The 25,473-nt window shown below is 62.0% G+C and carries 21 protein-coding genes and 2 riboswitches; of the genes, 19 read left to right on the top strand and 2 right to left on the bottom strand.

Translation table 11 applies throughout. From position 1 onward, the window contains the following. The first annotated feature begins 68 nt into the window (after positions 1–68). A riboswitch (guanidine-I (ykkC/yxkD leader) is annotated at positions 69–167 on the top strand. Between the two features lie 122 nt (positions 168–289). The 18 genes from NAV33_RS00950 to NAV33_RS01035 all read left to right on the top strand — a co-directional run bounded on the left by NAV33_RS00950 (position 290) and on the right by NAV33_RS01035 (position 19,071). Continuing rightward, positions 290–1,105 (top strand): ABC transporter permease, encoded by an 816-nt coding sequence (locus NAV33_RS00950; protein WP_255975985.1) that lies wholly within the window; start codon positions 290–292, stop codon positions 1,103–1,105. Further along, entirely contained in the window at positions 1,102–1,941 is an 840-nt protein-coding gene (locus NAV33_RS00955; RefSeq protein WP_255975987.1) for an ABC transporter ATP-binding protein, read from the top strand. Before NAV33_RS00950 ends, NAV33_RS00955 begins: the two co-directional genes overlap by 4 nt. Before the next feature lies 1 nt (position 1,942). Beyond that, entirely contained in the window at positions 1,943–2,671 is a 729-nt protein-coding gene (locus NAV33_RS00960) for an urea amidolyase associated protein UAAP1 (protein WP_255975988.1), read from the top strand. A 12-nt stretch (positions 2,672–2,683) separates the two neighbouring features. Next, positions 2,684–3,319: an urea amidolyase associated protein UAAP2 gene (locus NAV33_RS00965; RefSeq protein WP_255975990.1), complete on the top strand. Its 636-nt coding sequence runs from the start codon at positions 2,684–2,686 to the stop codon at positions 3,317–3,319. Positions 3,320–3,556: 237 nt separating this feature from the next. Beyond that, complete coding sequence (gene uca / locus NAV33_RS00970) at positions 3,557–7,216, top strand: urea carboxylase (protein ID WP_255975992.1); 3,660 nt, start codon at positions 3,557–3,559, stop codon at positions 7,214–7,216. 119 nt (positions 7,217–7,335) lie between these two features. Further along, on the top strand, positions 7,336–9,138 hold the full coding sequence (gene atzF, locus NAV33_RS00975; protein WP_255975994.1) for an allophanate hydrolase: 1,803 nt from the start codon (positions 7,336–7,338) through the stop codon (positions 9,136–9,138). A gap of 21 nt (positions 9,139–9,159) precedes the next feature. Further along, the gene (locus tag NAV33_RS00980; protein ID WP_255975996.1) at positions 9,160–9,408 is read left to right on the top strand and encodes a hypothetical protein; all 249 of its coding nucleotides are present in this window, start codon (positions 9,160–9,162) and stop codon (positions 9,406–9,408) included. A 306-nt stretch (positions 9,409–9,714) separates the two neighbouring features. After that, positions 9,715–9,817, top strand: a riboswitch (guanidine-I (ykkC/yxkD leader). Positions 9,818–9,864: 47 nt separating this feature from the next. Further along, positions 9,865–10,872 (top strand): ABC transporter substrate-binding protein, encoded by a 1,008-nt coding sequence (locus NAV33_RS00985; RefSeq protein WP_255975998.1) that lies wholly within the window; start codon positions 9,865–9,867, stop codon positions 10,870–10,872. 43 nt (positions 10,873–10,915) lie between these two features. Continuing rightward, a complete protein-coding gene (locus tag NAV33_RS00990; protein ID WP_255976000.1) occupies positions 10,916–11,938 on the top strand; it encodes a fatty acid desaturase family protein in 1,023 nt (340 codons plus the stop codon). 1 nt (position 11,939) lies between these two features. Then, on the top strand, positions 11,940–12,728 hold the full coding sequence (locus NAV33_RS00995) for an SDR family NAD(P)-dependent oxidoreductase (RefSeq protein WP_255976002.1): 789 nt from the start codon (positions 11,940–11,942) through the stop codon (positions 12,726–12,728). Continuing rightward, the gene (locus NAV33_RS01000) at positions 12,728–13,465 is read left to right on the top strand and encodes an SDR family NAD(P)-dependent oxidoreductase (protein WP_255976004.1); all 738 of its coding nucleotides are present in this window, start codon (positions 12,728–12,730) and stop codon (positions 13,463–13,465) included. Before NAV33_RS00995 ends, NAV33_RS01000 begins: the two co-directional genes overlap by 1 nt. Beyond that, a complete protein-coding gene (locus NAV33_RS01005; protein WP_255976005.1) occupies positions 13,462–14,346 on the top strand; it encodes an EamA family transporter in 885 nt (294 codons plus the stop codon). Before NAV33_RS01000 ends, NAV33_RS01005 begins: the two co-directional genes overlap by 4 nt. Next, positions 14,343–15,119 (top strand): creatininase, encoded by a 777-nt coding sequence (locus tag NAV33_RS01010; RefSeq protein ID WP_255976007.1) that lies wholly within the window; start codon positions 14,343–14,345, stop codon positions 15,117–15,119. The genes NAV33_RS01005 and NAV33_RS01010 overlap by 4 nt, the downstream gene beginning before the upstream one ends. Then, positions 15,116–15,760 carry a cysteine hydrolase family protein gene (locus tag NAV33_RS01015; protein WP_255976009.1) on the top strand — a complete coding sequence of 215 codons (645 nt, stop codon included), beginning with the start codon at positions 15,116–15,118 and terminating at the stop codon, positions 15,758–15,760. The genes NAV33_RS01010 and NAV33_RS01015 overlap by 4 nt, the downstream gene beginning before the upstream one ends. Next, on the top strand, positions 15,757–16,539 hold the full coding sequence (locus NAV33_RS01020; protein ID WP_255976011.1) for an N-acyl homoserine lactonase family protein: 783 nt from the start codon (positions 15,757–15,759) through the stop codon (positions 16,537–16,539). The genes NAV33_RS01015 and NAV33_RS01020 overlap by 4 nt, the downstream gene beginning before the upstream one ends. After that, on the top strand, positions 16,536–17,342 hold the full coding sequence (locus NAV33_RS01025) for a hypothetical protein (RefSeq protein WP_255976013.1): 807 nt from the start codon (positions 16,536–16,538) through the stop codon (positions 17,340–17,342). Before NAV33_RS01020 ends, NAV33_RS01025 begins: the two co-directional genes overlap by 4 nt. Next, complete coding sequence (locus tag NAV33_RS01030; protein ID WP_255976015.1) at positions 17,339–18,235, top strand: ABC transporter permease; 897 nt, start codon at positions 17,339–17,341, stop codon at positions 18,233–18,235. Before NAV33_RS01025 ends, NAV33_RS01030 begins: the two co-directional genes overlap by 4 nt. After that, positions 18,232–19,071 (top strand): ABC transporter ATP-binding protein, encoded by an 840-nt coding sequence (locus tag NAV33_RS01035; RefSeq protein ID WP_255976017.1) that lies wholly within the window; start codon positions 18,232–18,234, stop codon positions 19,069–19,071. The genes NAV33_RS01030 and NAV33_RS01035 overlap by 4 nt, the downstream gene beginning before the upstream one ends. 278 nt (positions 19,072–19,349) lie before the next feature. On the opposite strand, the gene amt is transcribed toward NAV33_RS01035, so the two are convergent. After that, a complete protein-coding gene (amt, locus tag NAV33_RS01040) occupies positions 19,350–22,742 on the bottom strand; it encodes an ammonium transporter (RefSeq protein ID WP_255976019.1) in 3,393 nt (1,130 codons plus the stop codon). Positions 22,743–22,888: 146 nt separating this feature from the next. After that, positions 22,889–23,950, bottom strand: a complete 1,062-nt coding sequence (locus tag NAV33_RS01045) for an alpha/beta fold hydrolase (RefSeq protein WP_255976021.1) — start codon at positions 23,948–23,950, stop codon at positions 22,889–22,891. 140 nt (positions 23,951–24,090) lie between these two features. Between NAV33_RS01045 and glnT the strand changes: the two genes are divergently transcribed. Further along, positions 24,091–25,455, top strand: a complete 1,365-nt coding sequence (gene glnT / locus NAV33_RS01050; RefSeq protein ID WP_255976023.1) for a type III glutamate--ammonia ligase — start codon at positions 24,091–24,093, stop codon at positions 25,453–25,455. The last annotated feature ends 18 nt before the right edge of the window (positions 25,456–25,473 follow it).

The following is a 25,473-nucleotide window of genomic DNA, read 5'->3' on the forward strand; positions in this document are numbered from 1 at the left end:
ATTATTGGCATTGGACTTGCTACGTTCCCAGTTGCCAGGAAGCTGCGGCTCACGGACGAGAAAATTCAGAAATAGCTGACTAGGGTTCCGGCTCGCGATGCGAGTGGCTGGTCCGAGAGTTGGCGACCTCCAGTGAGGTTACACGGCGGGATAAAAGCCCGGGAGACGGCGTTTGAAACGCAGCTCCTTTGCCATGTCCACTCACTGGAGGCTCTTTTATGCCACCGCTCGGATTCGACAAGACGACCGACCCGCGGCAACACTCCCCGATCAGCAGTAGGACCTCCCTATGCGCCTGATCAACCGTGTCCCGGGACGCACTGGCTGGACGCTGCTGGTGATCTTGCCCTTCGCAATTATCCTGTTCGCTTATTTGACCAGTTCGGCGCAGCGGCTGGAAACCAACCCCAACGATAAGCTCCTACCCAGCTTCACGCAGATGTCCAGTGCAGTAGAGCGCCTGGCCTTCACCCCTGACAAGCGCAGCGGCGATTACCTTTTCTGGCAGGACACCGCCTCCAGCCTTAAACGTCTCGCAGTAGGTTTGGCGGTTGCTGCAGTCGTTGGCCTCTGCCTTGGCGTCGCGGCCGGCACCTTGCCGCTGTTCAGCGCGCCGTTATCACCGCTACTGACTGTTCTTTCCATGGTGCCGCCGCTGGCGATCCTGCCGATTCTGTTCATCGTGTTCGGGCTTGGCGAGTTGTCCAAGGTCATGCTCATCGTGATTGGCGTAACGCCGGTATTGGCGCGCGATCTGGAACAACGCGCCCGGGAGATTCCGCCGGAATTGTTGATCAAGGCGCAAACCCTCGGCGCGAACACCTGGACGCTGATCCTGCGCGTGGTGTTGCCCCAGATACTGCCGCGTCTGCTGATTGCCATGCGACTGGTGCTCGGCTCCGCTTGGCTCTTCCTCATTGCCGCCGAAGCCATCGCGTCCACCGATGGCCTGGGCTACCGAATCTTCCTGGTGCGTCGCTATCTAGCGATGGATGTGATCCTGCCCTACGTAGCCTGGATCACTCTGCTCGCATGGACCATGGATTTCAGTCTGCGCAAGCTCACCCAGCTGGCCTTTCCCTGGTATGAAGGAGCCAAGGCATGACCGAAACCAGCATGACCCAGGCCAGCGAACAGACGATCAAGCCGTTCATTCAGGTCAACAACGTCTGGCAGGAATACGGCGATCAGGTGGTGCTGGAGCGCCTGAGCCTGACCGTCGCCGAAGGCGAATTCTGCACCCTGGTTGGTGCGTCCGGCTGCGGCAAATCCACATTCCTGCGCATGTTGCTTGGGCAGGAACGGCCCAGCCGCGGCGAGATTCTGCTGGACGACAGGCCCATCGCCAACGAACCGGATGCCAGTCGTGGCGTTGTATTCCAGCGCTACTCGGTCTTCCCTCACCTATCGGTACTTAACAACGTTGCCCTCGGCCTGGAACTTCCCAAGGCCCCCGTGCTGGGCCGACTGTTCGGCCAAGGCAAGCGTGAAGCACGTGAACAGGCCGAAGTGGTCCTGCGCAAGGTCGGCCTGGCCCAATCGCTGGACAAGTACCCGGCGCAGCTATCCGGTGGCATGCAGCAGCGTCTGGCGATCGCTCAAGCGCTGATCATGAAGCCTCGCGTGTTGTTGCTCGATGAGCCCTTCGGCGCGCTCGATCCCGGTATCCGCAAGGACATGCACGAGCTGCTGCTTCAGCTGTGGCGGGAAACCCGGCTGACCGTATTCATGGTCACCCATGACCTGTCCGAAGGTTTCACCCTCGGCACTCGCATCCTGGTATTCGACAAGATCCGCCTTGATCCCCATGCGCCTGGCGCCTATGGCGCTCGCGTGACCTACGACATTCCACTGAACGCAGACCGTCGAGTTGCCCGCGCCGCCATTGGCGATCTATCGGCACAGCTCGGCCAAATGCATCCCGCCAATCAAGGAGCCTGACATGAGCGCTTCACTTGCAATCCGCCCCACTCTGTATGAAGAAACACTTCCCGGCGGCGGGCATACCTCCTTCGTGCTCAAGCGCGGACAATTGCTGCGCCTGACCGACATCGAAGGCGGTGCCAACGTCAGCCTGTTGATGTTCAACGCCGCTGAAAAAAGCGAGCGGCTGAATTTGCCTGACACCCTTAAAGGCCAACACACCGCCAAACTCACCACCGGCCACTGCCTGTATTCAGACATGGGCCGAGTGCTGGCTTGCATAACAGCCGATACCTGCGGCTGGCACGACAGCTTTGGTGGCGTGCTCAAGGCCGATGAAGTAGCCGAGAAGTATGGCCAGGGCCGCTACCAGGAGCTGCGAAACGGCTTTTTTCGCAACGGTGCGGACAACCTTCTGGTGGAGATGGGCAAATGGAATCTCAACCTGCAGGATCTGCTCATGACCCTGAACCTGTTCAGCAAGGTCACTGTGGATGCGGACGGCGGCTTCGCTTTTCAGCCCGACAATTCAAAAGCGGGTGACTACGTCGAACTTTACGCCCCCATGGATGCGCTGGTGGTGCTCACGGCCCTGCAACACCCCATGGACCCATCCCCCGAATACGCGCCAAAGCCTGTTCAACTGAGCTGGCACCGAGTCGACAGTGACGGTATCAGCGTGCTCTGCCGAACCTCGCGCCCCGAAAACGGCCGCGCCTTTCATAACACCGAACGGCTCTACATCTGAGGAGGCGCCGCCATGACCATTCACGAGAGCAACCTTCACCCAGAAACCGCCGTGTTCCGCCATGTAATCCCTGCGGGCGAGCCTTACCTGTTCGAAGTAAAAGCGGGCCAGTCCTTGCGACTGCTGGACCTTGAAGGCAACCAGGCTATCGACACCCTGTTCTTCAGTGCGCAAAACCCACGTGAGCGTTTCGACCCGCAGCGCACGCTGCGTAAGCAGAACAAGGTCTACCTAACCGCCGGCACGGTGCTGTATTCAAACCTGGGCAATCCGCTGCTGACGATTACTGCAGACACCTGCGGTCGCCATGACACGCTTGGCGGCGCCTGTGCCCAGGAGAGCAACGTGGTCCGCTACGCACTGGACAAGCGCTACATGCACAGCTGCCGTGACAACTTCCTGCGTGCCAGCTTGCACGACGGGCGCCTCGAGAAGCGCGACATCGGTGCGAACATCAACTTCTTCATGAACGTGCCCGTCACGGTCGATGGCGGCCTTACCTTCGAGGATGGCATTTCAGCGCCAGGCAAGTACGTGGAGCTGAGAGCCGAGATGGACGTGATCGTCCTGATCTCCAATTGCCCCCAGCTGAATAACCCGTGCAATGGATGGAACCCCACGCCGGCCGAGGTGCTGGTATGGGACTGAAAAACAGGCAACCGGCGAGCCTTAAGCCGCAAGTGATTCGACGCTGGCTCTTCACCTTATGTCAGAGCCGCTCGGGCCAGTGCTTGAAGCCCTCCCCCGTCTATAAGTCGGATTCGCCTCGCGAGATCGACTGACGGCCGCTTGAAACCGGCTAATGAAACTGCTTTTCCGCCATGGACGACCGTGGTGAAGACCCAATAGCGGCGGGACGGCCCGCCACCTTCGGGAACTCCTCGAATGTTCGACAAACTCCTGATCGCCAACCGCGGGGCCATTGCCTGCCGCATCCAGCGCACCTTGAAGGCGCTCGACTGCAAGGGGGTGGCCGTCTACTCCGAGGCCGACGCCGCCAGCCTGCATATTCAGCAGGCCGATGAGGCATACAGCCTGGGTGACGGCGCCGCATCGAGCACCTATCTCGTGGTCGAGAAGATCCTTGGCATCGCGCAGGAAACCGGCGCGAACGCCATCCACCCCGGCTACGGCTTTCTTTCTGAAAACGCCGCTTTTGCCGAAGCCTGTGAAGCCGCTGGCATTGCCTTCGTCGGCCCGACCCCGGAACAACTGCAGGTGTTTGGCCTCAAGCACACCGCCAGGGCGCTGGCCGAGCAGCATGGCGTGCCGATGCTGGAGGGCACCCAGCTGTTGGAAAACCTCGACGCCGCTCTGAAAGCTGGCGAACAGGTCGGCTACCCGGTGATGCTCAAGAGCACTGCCGGTGGCGGCGGCATCGGCATGCGAGTCTGCCGCTCGGCGGCCGAGCTGTCGGACGCCTTCGAGGCGGTCAAGCGCCTGGGGCAGAATAATTTCAGCAACGCTGGCGTGTTCATCGAGAAATACATCCAGCGCGCCCGCCACCTGGAAGTACAGGTATTCGGCGATGGCGCCGGCGAGGTGATTGCTCTCGGCGTGCGCGACTGCTCAGTGCAGCGGCGCAACCAGAAGGTTCTGGAGGAAACCCCGGCGCCGAATCTGCCGGCCGGCATGGCCGAGCAGCTCTGCGAGGCGGCGATCCGGCTGGCTAAAGCCGTCAACTACCGCAGCGCCGGCACCATCGAATTCGTCTACGACAGCGAGGCCGAGCGCTTCTACTTCCTCGAAGTGAACACCCGCCTGCAGGTCGAGCACGGCGTTACCGAACAGGTCTGGGGCGTCGACCTGGTGCGCTGGATGATCGAGCTGGCAGCCGGCGAGCTGCCGCCACTGGCCGAGCTGGCGAAAACCCTAAAGCCCAGCGGTCATTCGATCCAGGCGCGCCTGTATGCCGAGGACCCGGGCCGCGACTTCCAACCCAGCCCCGGGCTGCTGACCGCCGTCGACTTCCCCGAGGCCGACGGCCGGGCCCTGCGCATCGACACCTGGGTCGAGGCCGGCTGTGAGATCCCGCCCTACTTCGACCCGATGATCGCCAAGCTCATCACCTGGGCACCGGACCGTGACGCCGCCCGCGCCGCGCTCGAACAGGCGCTGGCCGACAGCCTGCTCTACGGCGTAGAAACCAACCGCGACTACCTGCGGCAAATCCTCGCCTACGCGCCCTTCGCCGAGGGCTCGCCCTGGACCCGCTGCCTGGAAGGCCTGACCTACCGAGCCACCACCTTTGAAGTGATCACCGCCGGCACCCAGACCACGGTTCAGGACTTTCCCGGGCGCCAGGGCTACTGGTCGGTGGGCGTGCCGCCGTCCGGCCCGATGGACAACCGTGCCCTGCGCCTGGGCAACGCCCTGCTCGGCAACGCTACAGACGCTGCCGGGCTGGAAATCACCATGAGCGGGCCGCTGCTGCGCTTCAACACCGATGCGGTGGTAGCGGTGACCGGTGCCGAGATCCCGTTGAAGCTGGACGACGTCGAGCAGCCCATGTGCACCGCCCTCTTCGTCCCGGCCGGCAGCATCCTGGCCATCGGCACCATTGCCGGAGCCGGTGCACGCAGCTACCTCTGCGTGCGCGGCGGCCTGCAGGTGCCCGAGTATCTGGGCAGCAGAAGCACCTTTACCCTCGGCCAGTTCGGCGGCCATGCAGGCCGCGCCCTGCGCGCCGGCGACGTGCTGCACCTGGCTCCGCTCGCCGACACTGCCGTCGGCGCCAGCCTGCCGCCCGAGCAGTGCAGCAACCTGCCAGCGATCCGCGAGATCCGCGTGATCTACGGCCCGCATGGCGCGCCGGAATACTTCACCGAAGGCTACATCGAGACCTTCTTCGCCACAGATTGGGAAGTGCACTTCAACTCCAGCCGCACCGGCGTGCGTCTGATCGGGCCCAAGCCCGAGTGGGTGCGCGAGAGCGGCGGCGAAGCCGGCCTGCATCCGTCGAACATCCACGACAATCCCTACGCTATCGGCGCGGTGGACTTCACTGGGGACATGCCGGTGATCCTCGGCCCGGACGGCCCGAGCCTGGGCGGCTTCGTCTGCCCAGTGACCATCATCGAGGCGGATCTGTGGCAACTCGGCCAGCTCAAGGCCGGCGACAAGGTGCGCTTCGTGCCCGTGGACGTGGCGTCCGCGCGGGTGCTGGCCAAGGCGCTGGATGAGGAATGCACCCGCTTTTGTAGGAGCGAGCTTGCTCGCGAAGGCTTCACCTCCGAGGTCGACCGGTTCGCGAGCGAGCTCGCTCCTATGATGACGGCAAGGGCTTCGGCCCTCACCTCCCCCATCGTCCTCAACCTCGGACAGGCCGACACCCGCCTGATGGCGCGCCTCTCCGGCGACACCCACCTGCTGCTGGAGATCGGCCAGCCGGAGCTGGATCTGGTACTGCGCTTCCGCGGTCATGCGCTGATGCAGGCGCTGGAGGCGGAGAGCCTGGATGGTGTGATCGACCTTACCCCCGGCATCCGCTCGCTGCAGGTCCACTACCAGCCAGAAACCCTGCCGCTGAACACGCTACTCGACACCGTAGCCGGCCTCTGGGACGCCGTATGCTCGGCGCAGGATCTGAAGGTCCCCTCGCGCATCGTCCACCTGCCGCTGTCCTGGGACGACCCGGCCTGCCAGTTGGCGATCGAGAAGTACATGACCACAGTGCGCAAGGACGCACCCTGGTGCCCGAGCAACCTGGAGTTCATCCGCCGCATCAACGACCTGCCCAATCTCGACGCGGTCTATCGCACTGTGTTCGAAGCCAGCTACCTGGTGATGGGCCTGGGTGATGTCTATCTCGGCGCGCCGGTGGCCACCCCGCTGGACCCGCGCCACCGCCTGGTCACCACCAAGTACAACCCGGCACGCACCTGGACCGCGGAGAATTCCGTGGGCATCGGCGGCGCCTACATGTGCGTTTACGGCATGGAAGGCCCGGGCGGCTACCAGTTCGTCGGCCGCACCCTGCAGATGTGGAACCGCTACCGTGCCGTCGAGGCATTCGGCGGCCAGCCGTGGCTGCTGCGCTTCTTCGACCAGATCCGCTTCTACCCGGTCTCGGCCGAAGAGCTGGTGAGGATTCGCCGCGATTTCCCCCTGGGTCGCTACCCATTGAAGATCGAGGAAACCGAGCTTCGCCTCTCCGACTATCAGGACTTCCTGGCGAAGGAAGCCGCGGGCATAGAAGCCTTCCGCACCCAGCAGCGCGCGGCTTTCGATGCCGAACGTCAACGCTGGATCGCGTCCGGTCAGGCCCACTTCGAGAGTGAGGAAGTCGCCCCCGACCCCGGTGAAAACGCTCCACTGGGTGCCGGCGAGCACGGCGTGGAAAGCCACATAGCGGGCAACCTCTGGCAGGTTCAGGTCGAGCCGGGCGCGACGGTCGAGGCCGGCGACGTGCTGGTCATTCTCGAGTCGATGAAGATGGAGATCCCGCTTATTGCGCCCGTCGGCGGAGTGGTGAAAGAGGTCCGCGTGCAGCCCGGCTCCCCCGTGCGCGCCGGCCAGCGCGTGGTAGTGATCGAGGAGGCCTGACGCCGAACAACCGTAGGGTGGATCACGCTTCACCGATCCACCAACCGGCCCGCAGGGCCGGCCCGAACATCAACGGTGGAAAAGGCTGCGCCGTTTTCCACCCTACGAAGGACACGAGCATGAACGACACATTCGACTTGCGCCTCGACACCCTGCGCGCCGCCTATGCCGCCGGTGAAACCACCCCGCGCCGGCTGATCGCTGGACTGCGCGACAAGGCCGCTGCCCTCAATCCCGAATTCAAGCTGTTCATCCACCTGCTGACGACGGAAGAGCTGGAACCCTACCTCGCCGCGCTGGATGGCAAGTCGCCCGCCGAGCTGCCGCTCTACGGCATCCCCTTCGCGATCAAGGACAACATCGACCTGGCGGGCATCCCCACCACCGCCGCCTGCCCGGCCTTCGCCTACACCCCGGACGCCAGCGCCACCCTCGTCGAGCAACTGATCGCCCTTGGCGCCGTGCCGCTGGGCAAGTGCAACCTCGACCAGTTCGCCACCGGCCTCAACGGCACCCGCTCGCCCTACGGCGAATGCCGCAACAGCCTACACCCGGACTACCCCTCCGGCGGCTCCAGCGCCGGCTCCTCGCTGGCCGTGGCGCTGGGCGTTGCGACCTTTGCCCTGGGCACCGACACCGCCGGTTCCGGCCGTGTGCCGGCGGCGCTGAACAACTTGGTGGGCCTCAAGGCCAGCAAAGGGCTGATCTCCACCGCCGGCGTGGTGCCGGCCTGCCGCACGCTCGATTGCGTCACCTACTTCACCGCCACCGCCGCCGAGGCCAGCCAATTGCTGGCACTGACCGCCCGGCTCGACCCGCGCGACGAGTACAGCCGCGCCAATCCGTCGTGGAACGACGGCTCGGCTTTCGGCGAAGTGGCGAGTTTTCGCTTCGGCGTGCCGAAGGGCCTGGAATTTCTCGGCTGCCCGGAAAGCCCCGCGCTGTTCGCCGCCACCGTCGAGCACCTTAAAGCCGTCGGCGGCGAGCCGGTGGAAATCGACTTCGGGCCCTTCCTCGAAGCCGCTCGCCTGCTCTACGAAGGCCCTTGGGTCGCCGAGCGCTACAGCGTCGCTGGCGAGCTGATCGAGCGGCAGCCCCACGCCGTGCTGCCGGTGATCCGCGCCGTGCTGGAGAAGGCGCCCGGCACCACCGCCGTGCAACTGTTCCGCGCCCAATATCGCCTGCAGCAACTTAAGGCGATCTGCGACCGGGTCATGGCCGAAGTCGATTGCGTGCTGACCCCGGCCTACCCGCGGCCAGTGACGCTGGACGAGCTGCACGCCGAGCCGGTCAAGCGCAACTCGGACCTGGGCTATTACACCAACTTCATGAACATGCTGGACTACGCGGCCGTTGCGGTGCCGGCAGGCATAATGCAGAACGGATTGCCGTGGGGCATCACCCTGTTTGGCCGCGTCTTTACCGACCAATACCTGCTGAGCCTGGCCGATGCACTGCAGCGCCACACCGGCATCACGCTCATCGGCGGGCAGTCGATCACTTCGCCCGCGCCACAGAGTCCGGCTCGTAACGACCGAGCTCGCGTGGTTGTCTGTGGCGCTCACCTCGACGGCTTGCCGTTGAATTGGCAACTGAAGCAACGCGGCGGCCGGCTGTTAGAAGTCACTCAAAGCTCGCCGGACTACAAGCTCTATGCGCTCGCCGGAGGCCCTCCGTTCCGCCCGGGCATGGTCCGTGTGAACGAAGGCGGCGTGGCGATCGGAGTAGAGGTTTGGGACATGCCGAGCAGTGAGCTCGGCTCGTTCCTGACTGGCATTCCCGCCCCGCTCGGCCTGGGCAAGGTACAGCTTGCCGATGGCCGCTGGGAAACTGGCTTCATCTGTGAACCATACGGCCTGCAAGATGCACGCGACATCAGCGAACTGGGCGGCTGGCGGGCTTACATGAAGAGTCGCTCCTGACAGTCTGGTTGCAGGTCGTGCTTGCTTGCGAAGCCATCCCCAGAGTTTCGCCAGCAGGTCACGGCCTACGAGGCCGTACACCAGAACACCCTTCCCGCCCCGTACGGCTTTCACGCTGATCTGCGCCGGCTCGACGAGCTGTCCAACAAGCCTATCGTGGACTATCCGCCGACGGCGCAGCGCTCCATCGCAAACAGCCTAGAACGGCTGAGTGTCGACCGTATCCACATGTATTCATCCGCAATGTGTCTGGCCAATGGACCGCCATGAGCTGAGTAGCCATGCTGGCGCCGATGCCAGGGACTGCATGATTCGCGGAGCGGGTCGTGGCGTTACCCTCCTCGAACCTCTTATTCGCGCCGTTTACTTCAATCGCTAGCACCATTGCGGCGCACTGCTCACCATTTGAGCGCAGACAGCCCACAGATTTCATAACCAGTCATCATACCTTAGTTCGCAAGTTATTGAACGTAAAAGCATTTAGGTCGCTGCTGAAAGTGGCACGCAATCTGCTCAGGCCATAGTGAACGGGATGAGTCGCCACAGCACTCATGACGCTCGGCACACAGGAGCAACACCAAGGCGAACTAGGGTTCCGGCTCATGCGAATGGGCGGCTGGTCCGAGAGTTTTCCGGTCCTAAGGATAGGACTACACGGCGGGATAAAAGCCCGGGAGGACGCGATGTCATCCCGTGCCGGTTCTTCCACTGTGTAGGAATTTCACCATGACTGCTCCACTGCTTCGTTCACTGCACAAGACGCTGCTCGGTGCCACGCTGGCCGCTGCGGCCGTTCTCGCTCCGCTGGCCGGCCAGGCGGCGGAAACAATGAAGATCGGCACCGTGGTATGGGCCGGTTACGGGCCGTTCTATGTAGCCGACAAGAAGGATCTGTTCAAACCACACGGGCTGGATGTGGAGTTGCAGTTCTTCAACGACCCTGCCCTGATCCCGACTGCCATGCTCAGCCGCGCACTCGATGGCGGCATGCTCACCTACGACCAGGTAGTCGCCTCTGTCGCCAAAGGCCTTAAACATCGCGTTGTGATGCCCATCGATTTCTCCAACGGCGGTGATGCCATCGTCGCGGATGCCTCGATCAGCTCGGTTGCGGATTTCAAGGGTAAGAAGGTTGGCTACAACCCGCTGTCGCCGTCCGATTTTCTGCTCGCCTATGCGCTGCAACAGAACGGCATGACCGAGAAGGATATCCAGCCAGTCAACATGACGCCCGAAGGCATTCCGGGCGCTATGGCCTCGGGGAACCTGCCCATTGGCGTGACCTACGAACCCAACGTATCGCAGATCCTTTCCATGGGTGGGAGTGACAAGTTCAAGGTGGTGTACTCCTCCAAGGACGCGCCGGGCCTGATCACCGATGTGCTGGCGTTCGACGAGGCGGTGATCTCCAAGAAGCCCGCCGCCATCAAAGCAATGATCCAGGGCTACCTGGACGGCCTCGCCTACATGCAGGAACACCCCGACGAGTCGGCCGAGATCATCGGTGAAGTGTTGGGGGTAAGTGCCGAAGAGGCGATCGAGCAAATGTCCGGCGCGTACAACATTCCCCTCGCGGAGATGGGAAAGAGCTTCACCCCCAGCGACGACACTCACTCCTTCCACGGCAGCGGCGCGGTTATCGCCAAGCTGCTGATGGACAACGGCCAGATCCCTTCGATTCCGGACTTCAGCAATACCTACGACCCGCAATTTACCGAAGCGCTCGCTAAGTAATGCGTGCCGGGGCGGGCTACGCTCGCCTCGGCTGGAGATCGATATGCAAACCAGCAAACCGCTTTACCGTTATGCCGATGGCAAGGTGCCGAACACCCTGGCCATTAGCTATGCCCTGCTCGGCTACCTCGTCGGGCTAGCCCTGCTCTTCCCGGCCAATGGCTGGCTCAACGCGCTGGGTATGCTGCTGCTCGGCCATGCAATGATCATCGCCGCGTACCTGATCCACGAATTTGCCCACGGCACCATCTTCAGCGTGCCAAAGCACAACCAGTGGGCCGGCAGCGTCTGCAGCTGGCTGACCGGCAGCTGCTATGCCGAGTTTCAGGACCTGCGCAAGAAGCACATGCGTCACCACGTCGACCGCGCCGATGTCATCACCTTCGACAGCAAGGCCTTTCTCAAGGCACGCCCCGTCTGGTTTCAGAAGCTGGTGTTGGCGCTCGAGTGGGCCTACGTGCCGGCTGTGGAGCTGATCATGCATTTCTACGTGATCGCGCTGCCCTTCGTCACCGCCAACGAGAAACACCGTGCACGTCGCGGCAAGGTTGCCCGGGTCATGCTCGTCCGCACCCTGTTGTTCGCCCTGCTGGGATGGCTGTCGCTAAAGGCACTGGTGCTATATGGCGTGGCCTGGATGCTGATGGTCACGGTGCTGCGCTTCGCCGATGCCTATCAGCACACCTATGACGCATTCGCCGTGCTTGAAGAAGGCAAGGTGCCTGAGAACAAGCAACGCGATCGCACCTACGAACAGCTCAATACCTTCAGCAACCTGGTATCCGCGCGTTGGCCGGCGCTGAACCTGTTGTTGCTTAACTTTTCCTTTCACAACGCTCATCACGAGAAACCGGTAGCGCCTTGGTATCGCCTGCCCGCGCTGCATGTGGAGCTGTATGGCAGCACTTACAACCAGGTGATCCCGATGCGCGACCTGCTTGGCAGTTTCCATCGCTACCGCCTGCGTCGCGTGCTGGATGACGACTATGGCGTAGTCGGTGAAGGGCCACATAAGGCTGAGAGCTTCTACGGTGCAGTTGGCGTGTCTTTCCTCACGGCGGTGTGAAATGCATAAAGCCCTCGATTATCACGGACGTTGTGTCGTACTGACTGGCGCGGCGGGCGGCATTGGCCGGCGACTGGCGCAGACTTATGCCGAAGCCGGCGCCACGCTGGAACTGGTCGACCGTAACGCGGATGCCCTTGGCGAGCTCGTGGAGAGCCTGCAAACCGATGCCGAGATGCATGCCACGACGCTGGAGCTGTCGGACTGGCATGCGGTGCAGCACTTCGCCGACGATCTCGCCTGTCGCGGGCGGTCGGTTGATGTGCTGGTCAACAACGCGGGCGTGGAATACCAGACGCCGATCACCGAACCCACCTGCGAAGCAGACGCCTGCTGGGCGCAGCTGCTCGACAACAATGTCTCGTCCATGCAGCGCCTGACCCGTGCCTTGCTGCCTCGACTGCGGGCCGGTGCCAGTGTGATCAACCAAGCGTCCATCTGGGGGCTCAAAGGCGTCCCGAGATTTTCTGCCTACGCGGCGAGCAAGCATGCGGTGGTCGGTCTGACTCGCTCGCTGGCCTGGGAGCTGGGTCCACGGCGCATCCGCGTGAACGCCGTATGTCCGGGGTGGATTGGCACCGAAGCGGCGATGCGCTCGCTGCGCGTGATGGCCGAGGAAAACGGCCGCACAGAGGCCGAAGAGTTGGTCGCGGTGCTGGCCGCCCAGGCCATCCCAGAACTGCTGACGCCAGCGGACCTGTCCGGCACCTTCCTGTTTCTCGGCTCGCCGCTGGCCGCGGCCCTGACCGGCCAGGCACTGTCGGTCAGCCACGGCGAGGTCATGCATTGATGCTCGAAGGCAAGGCGGCTCTGGTGACCGGCGCGGCGACCGGCATTGGCCGAGCGACCGTAGTCGCATTGGTCAACGCGGGCGCCAGCGTATGGGTCAACCATCATGGGCAGGCTGAACTGGCGCAGCAGCTGGTCGCCGAGCTTGGCGGCAAGGCGCGGAGCGTGGAAGCGGACGTCAGCTCACCCTCGTCCGTTGCCGGTATGTTCGAGCAAATTCTTGCAGACGGTCCGCTGGATCTGCTGGTGAATAACGCAGGCGTCATTCTCGAAAAACCCTTTCTCGACACCAGCGAGCAAGACTGGTCACGGGTACTCGACGTCGATCTGCACGGCGTCTATCGCTGCACCCAGCACGCGCTGCGACACATGCGCTCGCGCGGTGGTGGCTCCATCGTCAATGTCGCCTCGGATCTAGGCTTTCTGGGCCGGAGCGACTATGCCGCCTATTGCACCGCCAAGGCCGGCGTAATCGGCCTTACCCGTTCGCTGGCACGCGAGTTCGCCGTAGACGGCATTCGCGTAAACGCTGTCGCGCCTGGCCCCATCGCGACAGCCATGGTGTCGCCAGAACACATGAGTGATGAATGGATGGCCAAGGAGCTGGATATCCCCATGGCCCGGCTCGGCACACCTGAAGAAGTCGCCGCCGCGATCCTGTTTCTCCTCTCGCCCCACGCCAGCTACTTCACAGGGCAGATTCTCGGTCCCAATGGCGGCTCATGGATGGGCGCGTGAGCACGCTGCTACCGCAGATTCTATTGGTCACAGGTGCAACCACCTGGGGCCTGGGCTGGCTGCCCCTGCACCATTTTGCCAGCCTCGGACTGGTCGGCATGCCATTGGTACTACTCGTCTACGGATTGCTCAGCTTCATTGCCCTGCCCGTGGTATGGCGTGAACGCCGCGCATGGTTGCCGCAGCGCAAGGGCCTGCTGGCGATAGCGGTGTGCGGAGGCGGTGCCACCGCCGCGTTGGTGACAGCGCTGGCCATTGGCGAGGTGGTGCGGGTCATGCTTCTTTTCTATCTCGCCCCCGTGTGGGGCGTGCTGGGTGGCTGGCTGCTACTGGGCGAGCGCCTGACATTGCTGCGAGTCGGCGCGTTGCTTCTGGCCATGCTTGGAATAGCGCTGACGCTCGGAATCAGCAGCGAACTGCTCCAGCCATTGAGCGGTAGCGATTGGCTTGCGCTCGCGGCAGGCCTCGGTTTCAGCCTGAACAACCTTGCCACCCGCGCCGCCGATCGGGTGCCTTTGGCGAGCAAGACATTGGCGCCTTTCGTGGGCAGTGCCTTGATCGCCGCTGTGCTCTGCCCTTTGCTCGGTGAATACCCGCCATCGCTGAGTTTTGAGTTGAGTTGGCAGATCGCCCTCATGTCGCTCGGCTGGCTGCTGAGCATGGCCGCCGTGCAATACGGCGTCAGCCACATCGAAGCCGGACGGGCTGCCGTGCTCGTCGTGTTCGAACTGGTGGCTGCGGTGCTCTCCTCCGCCTGGCTCGGCGAGCAGGCCATCGGCATTCATGAATGGACCGGCGCGGCCTTGGTGACCCTCGCCGCGCTGATCGCCAGCTGGCCGGAACGGCCGGCCCTGAACGTAATCCGGAGCCCCTCGCTATGAACAGCGTACACATGGATCAACTCAGCTGGGTCGAGTACGAACGCCGCGTGCGTGACGGCGCCGTGCTCTTCCTGCCTTGCGGTGCCACCGAACAGCATGGCCCGCATTTGCCGTTGGGCACCGATGCGCTGCTGGCCAGTGCCATTTGCGCCGACGTCGCCGACCGGATCTGCGGGCTTGTGGCGCCGGCGCTGTCCTACGGTTACAAGTCGCAACCCAAGTGCGGCGGCGGGCAACATTTCTGCGGTACCACCAGCCTGGATGGCGCCACGCTGAGCGCACTGGTGCGCGACGCCGTCCGCGAGTTTCATCGGCATGGGGTCAAGCGTATGGTCCTGGTGGTCGGCCATTACGAGAATCAGTGGTTCGTCACCGAAGGCATCCAGTTGGCGCTGCGCGAGCTGGGGCCGGACGCGGATATCGAGGTCATGCGTCTGGAACACTGGGACTTCTGCAGAGAAGACACGCTGGTCGATGTGTTTCCCAATGGCTTTCCAGGCTTCGCGCTGGAGCACGCGGCGGTCATCGAAACCTCGTTGATGCTGCATTACCACCCAAGCCTGGTTGCGCTCGAACGTATTCCGGACGATGGTCCTGCGGACTTTCCGCCCTACGATATGTACCCCGCCCGAACCGAATGGGTACCGCCTTCGGGCGTGCTGTCCTCGGCCAGAGGCTCCACCGCAGGCAAGGGGCAACGCATGGCCGAGGACATCGTCAGCGGCATTGCCGCGGCGGTCTGCCACGAATTCGCCTTGGGGAACTTGCAGTGAATCTGGCGCTGGAGCACGCCGCTCTGCTGGTGATCGACATGCAGCGCGACTTCTGCTCGCCAGGCGGCTATGCCGATAAAGCCGGGCTGGACATCGAACGGCTGCGCGCGCCCATCGAGCCAATCCACCAGCTGTTGATCGCGGCGCGCCGCAGCGGGTTGTTTGTCATACACACCCGTGAAGGCCATCGTGCCGACCTCAGCGACCTCCCCGACACCAAGCGTCGACGCGCGGAAGCCAGCGGTGCCCCCATTGGAAGCCCTGGACCACTTGGCCGTCTGATGGTGCGCGGCGAATTCGGCAACGACCTGATCGACGAGTTAAAACCCGAACCCGGAGAGCCGGTAATAGACAAACCGGGTTACAGCGCCTTTGCCCACACCGATCTGGAACTGCTGCTGCGCAATCGCGGTATTCGCCAGTTGATCCTTGCCGGCGTTACCACCGAGGTGTGCGTGTCCTCTACGCTACGCCACGCGGTTGATCTCGGCTTTGGCTGCCTGACCGTCGCTGACGCGTGCGGCTCGGCCTACCCTTCGCTGCACGCAGCGGCCCTGTCGATGATCGGTATCGAGGGCGGGCTGTTTGGCGAGGTGATCACCAGCGATGCGCTCATCGCCCTACTAGAGATGCCCGCATGACCGATGTGCTCAAGCTCTGGCCGCTGCTCACCGCTACCCATCGCTACGACAAGTCGATTTCCACGCGCAACCGCGGCCAGGGTACCCAGATCGAGGCGCCGATTCTGGCGTTCCTGATCGAGACCTGCCAGGGCCGCATCCTCTTCGATGTCGGCTGCGACTACGCCAAGCTCAGCGACCCTGCGCTGAAGGCACGCTGGTTCGACCCGGTGGAGTTTCCCATGGGTCCGCCGGAAATGACCGAAGACCAGCGTTTACCGGCGCACCTAGCCCGGCACGGCCTTACGCCAGCCGATATCGATCTGGTATTTCTCAGTCACCTGCATTTTGACCATGCCGGTGGCCTGTGCGAGTTCTGCGGCTGCGACGTGCATGTGCACGAAGCGGAACTGGAAGCCGCCCGCACCCAGGCCGACGACGCCTATTTCGCCGATGACTTCACCGGTGACTATCGCTGGAAGGTTCAGCGCGAGGAATACGCCCTGGTGCCCGGCGTGCAGGCAATCAATACGCCGGGGCACACCGCCGGACATATGTCGTTGCTCATCGAATTGCCGCAAGGCCGCCCGGTAATTCTCACCGGCGATGCGGCGGACCTGCAGGAAAATCTAACGGACGAAATAGCACCTGGTCTCTGCTGGCAGGACCGCGAAGACCTGGCGTTGGACAGCATCCGCAAGCTCAAGGGATTGGCCGCCGAAACCGAGGCGCTGTTGTGGCCCAACCACGATATGGCCTTCTGGCGAACCCTCAAACGTTTTCCGGAGTACCACGCATGAAATCCGTACCCGATGCCTATCTGGGCGTATGGCGCCGTCGTCTGCTGACCACAAGCGCAGGACACCGCGACGAGTCCAGCGAAGTCTATTGGTTGCAAACTTCAAACCTGCACGCCGATGTGCGCATCCCGCATCCGCCGACCACGCCGCCGTCGGCTTCGCTCGCCACCTGTACTCATGCACAACAGCAGGCCTTGTGTGAACAGGCCGGCTTCGCCGGTTTGACTGATGTGCAGGATGACCTGTGTCAGTGGCATCGCCTGATCGATTATCAGCCGCCCGGTGGTGCACCGGACATTGGCTGCATGAAATTTGAGGGTCCTGATCGGTTGATCGAGGATGGGCTGGACGGCAGTTATCACGAAGTCTGGCAGCGCATCCCCGAGTCCCAGGGCACCAATTGGGGGCTGTGGCTGCGCTCGGCTGACGAGCCGGAGCGCCAGGCCTGCCTGCTGATGGCAGGCGATTACTTCATGTTCGCCGCTGACAGACCGGCTGCGCTGGATACCGGCGGCGACTTGCGCGAGCAGCTCGCCCGCGCAACACCCGATCGGCGTACCGACCTGCTTGCCTGCGAAATATCATTTGGCCGCCAGCGCAACGGCGCAACGCCCTGGATGATCAGCCATTCCACGCTTCCGGGGCGCGTCGGGGACAGCCTGCTAGCGAGCTACTGGAACTTCAGCCAGCCCTCGGGCATTCCTGAGGATGATTTGGCACGCATTGGCCGGTTCCCCCCTACGCTCGGCTGGATCAGCGTAGCGACTCCGATTTCCACACTTGCGCAAAAGGTGGTTGCATGACGGCACATCTCTCCCTGGCCTCGGCCGCTGAGCTGGACGTACCCACCGCCAACGAGGCGAAGCCGGGCGATACTGTTTTCATCGCACCGCCTACAGCGGTAAGGCGCATCCGTTGGTGGCGCATTCGCGGCGAGCTGCCGAAAACCACCATTTGGACACTGGCCGCTGCTGGCCTGATGTCGCCCTTCGTCCTCTGGTGGGCCTATACCGCGCTGGGGCTGGCTGACCCCATGTTCATGCCCAGCCCCGGGGCCGTGCTGGAACGGCTCGGCCGCTGGTGGGCCAGCGAAGGCCTGCTCACCGACATCGGCATCAGTGTCTGGCGGGTCATGGCCGGCTTTGGCGCCTCAGCGTTGCTCGCGCTACCGCTGGGGCTGTACATCGGCACCTACCGCCCGGTGCAGGCATTTCTTGAACCCCTGACCGATTTCATACGCTATATGCCGGCGGTGGCGTTCATTCCCCTGGTCATGTTGTGGGTCGGCATCGATGAAGGCTCCAAGGTGCTCATCATCTTTATCGGCACCTTCTTCCAGATGGTGTTGATGGTGGCCGAAGACGTACGCCGTGTGCCCATGACTCAAATCGAGGCCGCACAGACGATGGGCGCCAGCCGGGGCGAAATCGTCAAGCTGGTCATTCTGCCGTCCGCGCGCCCGGCGATACTCGACACCTTGCGCATCACCTGCGGCTGGGCCTGGACTTATCTGGTCGTCGCCGAACTGGTCGCCGCCAACTCGGGTCTTGGCTACGCCATCCTCAAGGCCCAGCGCTACATGCATACCGACAAGATCTTCGCTGGCATCCTCTTGATCGGCCTGATTGGCTTGCTGACAGACCAGGCCTTCCGCTGGCTTTCACGCCGCGCCTTTCCGTGGAGAAAACAAGCATGACCGACGCCAAAATCCGCATTCAGCAGGTGGGTAAAACCTTCGTCAGTGACAAGCGAGAAATCGAAGCACTCCAGTCGGTCAGCCTGGATGTTCGCCCCAACGAGTTCGTCACGTTCGTAGGCGCCTCTGGTTGTGGCAAATCCACCCTGCTACGCATCATTGCCGGGCTTGAGACGCTCAGCCGTGGCGAAATTCAGCTCGACGGCAAGGCCATCGACGGCCCGGGCGTCGACCGTGCCATGGTCTTTCAGCATTACAGCCTCTATCCATGGCTGACGGTGATGAAGAACATCAAGTTCTGCCGTCAGCTCAAGGTCATTTCCGACACCGTACGCGGCGATGGCGATGTCGAGACCGCCAGTGGCCGCGCCGATGCACTGCTCAGCCTGATGGGCCTGACCAAGTTCGCCGATGCCTTCCCTAGCGAGCTTTCCGGCGGCATGCAGCAACGCGTAGCCATTGCCCGAGCGCTGATGCCCAAGCCGGCCACGCTGCTGATGGATGAACCGTTCGGCGCCTTGGATGCTCAGACCCGCGAAGTGATGCATGACCTGATCCGCCATGTACACAAGCTGGAAAAAACCACCATCCTGTTCGTCACCCACGACGTTGAAGAAGCCATCTATCTTGGCGGTCGCGTCGTGTTGATGGCACCAAGGCCAGGGCGCATCGATACCATTTATGATGTGCCGTTACCCGCTCAGCGAAACCAGGATATGAAGCTGTCGCCTGAGTTCACCGCGCTGAAACGCGAAATTCTCGGACGAATCCGGGAAACCTCCGGCATGCAGACCGATCTGGACCAACTGGCCAAGCTCACCGCTATCGCAGGCTAAAGCCTTGGACGCGCCGGGCTCAAACGCTGTACCTGCGTTTGTCGCCTGGCTGGACACACCAAGTGCCTGGACTGCCGTAGAGCTGCTGCGCAGGCACGGTCACGGTATGGATAAGCAAGAGGCGGTTGGAAACCGCGCTCGAAGCTTGTCTCTGTGATCGGGTTCGGTGCGGACGATGCCAGGGCCGCACTGCCCGGGCACACGCAAGCAAGTCCGCTGCTGCACGAAGGCTCGCGATGCGACAACACATCAACGAGACCTCTAGATGGTGCAGTGGGTCACCGCGGCATCATTCGCACGCCGGACAGTTCAGCCAGTGGTCGCGGCCGCCCGAGATGGTAACCCTGTACATAATCAACACCGATCTGCTGCAAACATTCAAGGATGTCGGCCGACTCGACGAACTCCGCTACGGTCTTCAACCCCATCTCATGCCCGATGCTGTTGATTGATACAACCATGGCGCGTGCAATCGGGTCCCGGACGATGTCTCGAACAAAGCTGCCGTCAATCTTCAGGTAATCCACCGGCAGGGTTTTTAGGTAGCCGAACGACGACAGGCCGGAACCGAAATCATCCAGAGCGAAACTGCAGCCGGCTGCCTTCAGTCGCTCCATGAATGTCATGGCACGACTCAAATTGGCAATGGCGGCCGTTTCGGTGATTTCGAAGCACAGGCATTCAGTCGGAATATTGTGACGTTTGATTGCCGCCAGAATGAATTCGAGAAAGCTCTCCTCGCCCAGAGACATCGCCGAGAGGTTGATCGAATAATGACTCGGCGGCGTGTCGCTCTGTCGGCAGCGATCCCCGACCCATGCGAGGAAATTGCCCACTACCCAGCGATCCACCGCAGGTGCCAGATCGTAGCGTTCGGCCGCCGGCATGAATGCGCCCGGCGGAATGATGCTGCCATCCTCCCCCTGCATACGCACCAGAACTTCGTAGCGCTGAACTCCGTCATCGCCCATGGCACAACGGATCGGCTGGACGAATAGGCGCAGATGGTCGCCGTCCAGTGCCTGCCGCAGCCGGTGGGTCCACTGCATCTCGCCTTTGCGCTCCATCAGCTTTTTATCGTCGGCCTGATAAACGTGGACTCGGTTACGGCCACCGTCCTTGGCCGCGTAGCACGCACTGTCCGCCGCCCCGAGCAAGGGCCCTAGGGTTTTCACATGCTCATCCATGGCAACAAGGCCAATACTGGCGCCAATCGCGAAGCTCTTGCCCTCCCAGCTAAAGCGGAACTCGTCGACAGCGTGCCGAATGCCCTCGGCAATGATGACGGCCTGCTTCAGCGAGCAGCCGATAAACAAGATCCCGAACTCGTCGCCGCCAAGACGCGCCAGGATATCGGTGCTACGGACCCGAGATTTGAGCAGTTGCCCCAATTGACGCAACAGCTCGTCTCCCGCGGCATGTCCACAGGTGTCATTGACTACCTTGAACTGGTCCAGATCCATATAACAAAGCACATGCTCGCCCCCGGACGGCTGCCGCAGGAGCATTTCGATCTGAAGCTCGAAAGCCGAGCGATTCACCAAGCCAGTCAGGTTGTCGTGATTCGCCTGGAACGACAGCTTGCGCGCCAATTGACGCGGGATCGTGACGTCCCGAAAGGTTAATACAGTGCCGATGATCGTCCCGCTCGAATCACGTATGGGTGCGACAGCATCCTGGACCACGACCTGCGTGCCATCGCGACGATGCAGCACCCCGGCAGGCCGGTCGCCGATTCCCTGATTGTCACTACGGCGCCGAAGCAAGGGCCCCATGGGATCCGGCAGCGGTGCACCACTGTTTTCGTCTAACAGGCAATACACACTCGCCAGCTTCAGGCCCTGGGCTTCGTGCTGACGCCACCCAGTCAGTTTCTCCGCGCTGGGGTTGAGGTAGCGCACGTGGCCAGTCCGGCTTGTCGTGATTACGCCGTCACCTATTGAGGCAAGGGTCACTTGAGCGAGCATTTTCTCGGCAAAAAGCTGCTCTTCTATACGACGCCGTTCAGTAACGTCGCGCACCGTACAGACGTAAACGTCCTCGGACGTGCCGCCTTGGCTAGCGGTCAATTCTGCCGCGAAGAGCTCGCCGTTTCGTCCGTGCAGCATCAATTCACATTTCGTCTCGCCGCCAGGCTGAGGAAACAGCTCGCCCTTCCAACTGGCCCCTTCTGCCACGAATCGGTGGAATGGCTGGCCAACGATGCGCTCCGCAGTCATGCCGAACAGCCGCTCGGCACCCGGGTTGCAGCTGGTCAGCACACCATCCGGGCTATAGGTAACGATGCCGTCGCGAATATCCCGGACGATCATCTGGGTCTTCGCTACAGCGCTATGCAACGCGCGAATCACCTTGTTGTATTGCGCTGCGATCTGCCCGACTTCAGTAAAGGGTTCGACCTCGACCTCGCGCTGGAACTCGCCCTTGCGCTGATGCTCGGCCATGGCGTCGAGCAGCTCGATCAGCTCAGTACGGGCGCCATGTTCACTGACATTAAGGCCGATGCGCTCATCCTCCGGATCTACCCGCATCGGGAAATAACGGTTGATTGTGCGCAACAGCAAATAGGTCAGGCCGAATGCCCAGAGCCCACACACCAATATGCCTTCGAGCTGAGTTACCAACTGTTCTACCCGGCTCTGTCCGGTTCCGAGCAAGGCTGAATCACCAAAGATTGCAACCGCGACGGTGCCCCAAAGCCCTGCCGCCAGGTGCACAGGAACGGCGCCTACCGCATCGTCGATGTTGCAGCGCAGCAATAACCGATCAGCCAGCCACATTGCCAAGGCACCGCCCGCACCAATGATCAGTGAATCAGCAATGCTGACGGCGTGAGCGCTGGCGGTGATTGCGACCAATCCTGCGAGCATGCCGTTGAGCGGAAGCACCGGTTCTATATAGCCGAGGCGCAACCAGGAAACCGCCATCGCCATCGCAAGCCCTGCCATACCTGCAATCACCGTGTTTACGACGATGCCAGGAACCCGCATGTCGAACGCCAGCGTGCTGCCTCCGTTGAAGCCGAACCAGCCGAACAGGAGCAGCAGCCCGCCGAGCATCGCCAATGGCAGATTCGATCCGGGCATGGTCTGGCGTTGGTGAGAACCGTCGAAGCGCCCGGAACGCGGTCCGATAACCATGATCGCTGCCAATGCAATCCAGCCACCGACACTATGTACGACGGTGGAACCGGCGAAATCGACGAAGCCACGTTGCGCAAGCCAGCCCTCCCCTTCACGCAACGCACCGCCCCAGGCCCAGTGGCCGAACAATGGATAGATCAAACCGGCCGAAATCGCCGCGACGACCAGGTATGAGCTGAAGCGCATACGTTCGGCCGCAGCGCCAGAGACAATGGTTGCAGCGGTCGTACAAAACATTGCCTGGAACAGAAAGAACGCAAGCGGCCAGCTGTCGTTGATAGCGAAATCCACCATGAACAGCCCTGAGCCCATCAGGCCATTCTCGCTGCTACCAAACATCAAGGCGAAGCCGAAACACCAGTAGAGCAACAGAGCGATGCACATATCCGCCATGTTCTTGGTGGCTACATTTATGGCGTTTTTGCTACGGGTAAGACCTGCCTCCAGACACAGGAAGCCGATCTGCATGTTAAAGACCAGACCCGCACAGAGTACTAGCCAGAGGATATCGGTAGATGTTGTTTGCATAAGCGCCTTCACAGACCGAAGAGTTCCGCTTGCGCGGGTCGATAGCACAGCACGCTGTACATGATGGCTGCATGCTAGTAGCGAGATTCATGCCATGACAGGAGCGCAAAGGCGGGCGTTTGAGCAACGTCTGAGCGACTCACCAATCAGAAGCGGCATTGCTCGTCCGGTTCGGACGTTTTTCGCTCTGTTAACAGCAAATCCCGCATCGCGGTGAACACTTGCTTCATCGCCAGCGGGGTGCGCCCCGGTCCGCCAGCGCAATGGCCCCAATCCGATACCAGCACGCGTAGCTCGGCGTTCGGCATCAACGACGCCTCGTAATGTGCATCCTCGACGGTAAAGTACTGGTCGGTGCTGCTCGGCATTATGATGGCTCGCGCCGTCAAACTAGAAAGTGCTGTCTCCCCATTAGCGAAACCCGGCAGGGTTGCCGGGTCAGCGGATTGCCAGGTGTTCAGCACACAAAGCAGATCATTGGCGTCCTGCAGCTCGTGATCGTCTTCCCAGTATTCAAGCAATGCTTCGAGTCGATCGAAGCCCAGCTCCCGCCAGTGCTCGTTGCGAAAGAAAGCTGATGAATATGCCCAGCCTGCATAAGCACGGCCGAATGCACGCAGCCCGCGCTCTGGGGGCGAACTGTAGCGACCATCCTGCCAGGCCGAATCGGCGCACAGCGCAGCTTTGACGCCTTCGAGAAAAACGAAATTGTGCGGCCAGCAACGCGCTGTGCAACAAAACGGCAGAATGCGTTGCACCTTTTCGGGGTAGAGCATCCCCCAATACAGCGCCTGCATCCCGCCCATGGACCAGCCGGTCACGAGCGCCAACTGCCAATCCGGGCCAAACATCTGGTCGAGCAGTCGCTTCTGCGCACGCACGTTATCCGCCAGGCTGACTCGTGGAAAGTCCGCTCCGCCCTGCCCTTTAGTTGTATTACTGGGGGAGCTGGACCAGCCGGCCCCGAACAGATTGGTCAGCACCACGCAATACTCACCGCCAGCCAGGGGACTCCCTGCACTAAGTAAGGGCAAACTGCCCCAATGCGAACCACCGTAGTAGCTGGGAATCAGCACAATGTTATTTTTCAGTGCATTCGACGCGCCCACCACTTGATAGCAGAGCCGCGCTTGGCGCAGTACTTGACCGCAGTCGAGCGTCATGTCACCCAGCTCGGCGAATTCTTTTTTCTGTTCGACTTCAGTCACTTGCGGCGCTCCAAAGCGGGGTTCGTGTGGGTTTGGGAAGGCTGTGACGTCAGAACTATACACACTGGCATGTATATTGGATGAAGGATTCGTGCCACAGCGCACGACGCTGGCTCGAATTCAGCAAGGGATTTCCCATCATGACCACATTTCCGCTTTCCCAGATCGACGAACTCAAACAGCGCCTGCTGGACCAGGGCGTGAAGTACGCCATGGCCAGCTACGTGGACATGCATGGCGTGATCAAAGGCAAGTTCGTGCCGCTGGCACACCTTGGCCAGATGCTGCGTGGCTCCGAGCTGTATACCGGCGCCGCGCTGGATGGCGTGCCGCAGCAGATCAGTGACAACGAGGTTGCGGCGATGCCGGATCCAGCCAGTGCGACTCAGTGCAGCTGGAACCGCAGCCTGGCCTGGTTTGCCAGCGACCTGTACTTGGACGGCAAGCCGTTCGACGCCTGTTCACGAGGCATTCTGAAGCGCCAAACCGAAGCCGCTGCGGCAATGGGTTACAGCTTCAATCTAGGCATCGAAACCGAATTCTTCATTTATAAGGACACAGCGGACGGCGGATTTGCCCCGCTCAGCGACCGCGACACCGCGGCCAAGCCCTGCTACGACCCGCGTCTGCTGATGGACAACCTGCCGGTGATCGATGAGCTGGTGGAAGCCATGAACGAGATGGGCTGGGGCGTCTATTCCTTCGACCACGAAGACGCCAACGGCCAGTTCGAAACCGACTTCAGATACGCCGACGCGCTGACCATGGCCGACCGCTTCGTGTTCTTCCGCATGATGGCCAACGAGATCGCCCGCAAGCACGGCGCCTTCGCCACCTTCATGCCCAAGCCCTCGGCGCAGCGCACCGGCAGCGGCGCGCACTACAACATGTCCCTGGCGGATCTGGGCTCGGGCAAGAACCTCTTCGAGGTCGACGGTGATGACCCGCACGGCTGCGGCGTTACCCCGCTCGCCTATCACTTCATCGCCGGCGTGCTGAAGCATGCCAAGGCGATCTGCGCGGTCATCGCACCGACCGTCAACAGTTACAAGCGGCTGATCCGCAAGGGCGCCATGTCCGGCTCGACCTGGGCACCGGTATTTGTCTGCTACGGCAACAACAACCGCACCAACATGCTGCGCATCCCGTCCCAGGGTGCGAGGGTCGAGTGCCGCGCGGCGGATATTGGCTGCAATCCCTATCTCGGCGCCGCGATGATTCTCGCCGCAGGGCTGGAAGGCATTCGCGACAGGCTCGAACCGGGCCACCCACACCGCGAGAACATGTACGACTACAGCGAGAAGGACGTCGCCGCGATGGGCATCGAAACGCTGCCGCGCACCCTTTCCGAAGCGATTGATGCATTCGAGTCCGACCCGCTGTCGCGTCAGGTGTTTGGCGACGCGATGTACCAGGCCTTCGTCGACTACAAGCGTGACGAATGGAATGCCTACCACACCCATGTTTCCGACTGGGAAATCCAGCGCTACTTGAAATTCTTCTGATCGATGAAAAGGAGATTC

This window comes from Stutzerimonas stutzeri (assembly GCF_024448715.1).
Classification (GTDB): Bacteria; Pseudomonadota; Gammaproteobacteria; order Pseudomonadales; family Pseudomonadaceae; genus Stutzerimonas; species Stutzerimonas stutzeri_AR.

Coding starts and splice junctions, on each gene's coding strand:
- glnT (WP_255976023.1), top strand. CDS start 24,091: ATGACCACATTTCCGCTTTCCCAGATCGACGAACTCAAACAGCGCCTG.
- NAV33_RS01020 (WP_255976011.1), top strand. CDS start 15,757: ATGACCGATGTGCTCAAGCTCTGGCCGCTGCTCACCGCTACCCATCGC.
- amt (WP_255976019.1), bottom strand. CDS start 22,742: ATGCAAACAACATCTACCGATATCCTCTGGCTAGTACTCTGTGCGGGT.
- atzF (WP_255975994.1), top strand. CDS start 7,336: ATGAACGACACATTCGACTTGCGCCTCGACACCCTGCGCGCCGCCTAT.
- NAV33_RS01030 (WP_255976015.1), top strand. CDS start 17,339: ATGACGGCACATCTCTCCCTGGCCTCGGCCGCTGAGCTGGACGTACCC.
- NAV33_RS01010 (WP_255976007.1), top strand. CDS start 14,343: ATGAACAGCGTACACATGGATCAACTCAGCTGGGTCGAGTACGAACGC.
- NAV33_RS01035 (WP_255976017.1), top strand. CDS start 18,232: ATGACCGACGCCAAAATCCGCATTCAGCAGGTGGGTAAAACCTTCGTC.
- NAV33_RS00950 (WP_255975985.1), top strand. CDS start 290: ATGCGCCTGATCAACCGTGTCCCGGGACGCACTGGCTGGACGCTGCTG.
- NAV33_RS00995 (WP_255976002.1), top strand. CDS start 11,940: ATGCATAAAGCCCTCGATTATCACGGACGTTGTGTCGTACTGACTGGC.
- NAV33_RS00960 (WP_255975988.1), top strand. CDS start 1,943: ATGAGCGCTTCACTTGCAATCCGCCCCACTCTGTATGAAGAAACACTT.
- uca (WP_255975992.1), top strand. CDS start 3,557: ATGTTCGACAAACTCCTGATCGCCAACCGCGGGGCCATTGCCTGCCGC.
- NAV33_RS00985 (WP_255975998.1), top strand. CDS start 9,865: ATGACTGCTCCACTGCTTCGTTCACTGCACAAGACGCTGCTCGGTGCC.
- NAV33_RS00990 (WP_255976000.1), top strand. CDS start 10,916: ATGCAAACCAGCAAACCGCTTTACCGTTATGCCGATGGCAAGGTGCCG.
- NAV33_RS01000 (WP_255976004.1), top strand. CDS start 12,728: ATGCTCGAAGGCAAGGCGGCTCTGGTGACCGGCGCGGCGACCGGCATT.
- NAV33_RS01025 (WP_255976013.1), top strand. CDS start 16,536: ATGAAATCCGTACCCGATGCCTATCTGGGCGTATGGCGCCGTCGTCTG.
- NAV33_RS00965 (WP_255975990.1), top strand. CDS start 2,684: ATGACCATTCACGAGAGCAACCTTCACCCAGAAACCGCCGTGTTCCGC.
- NAV33_RS00955 (WP_255975987.1), top strand. CDS start 1,102: ATGACCGAAACCAGCATGACCCAGGCCAGCGAACAGACGATCAAGCCG.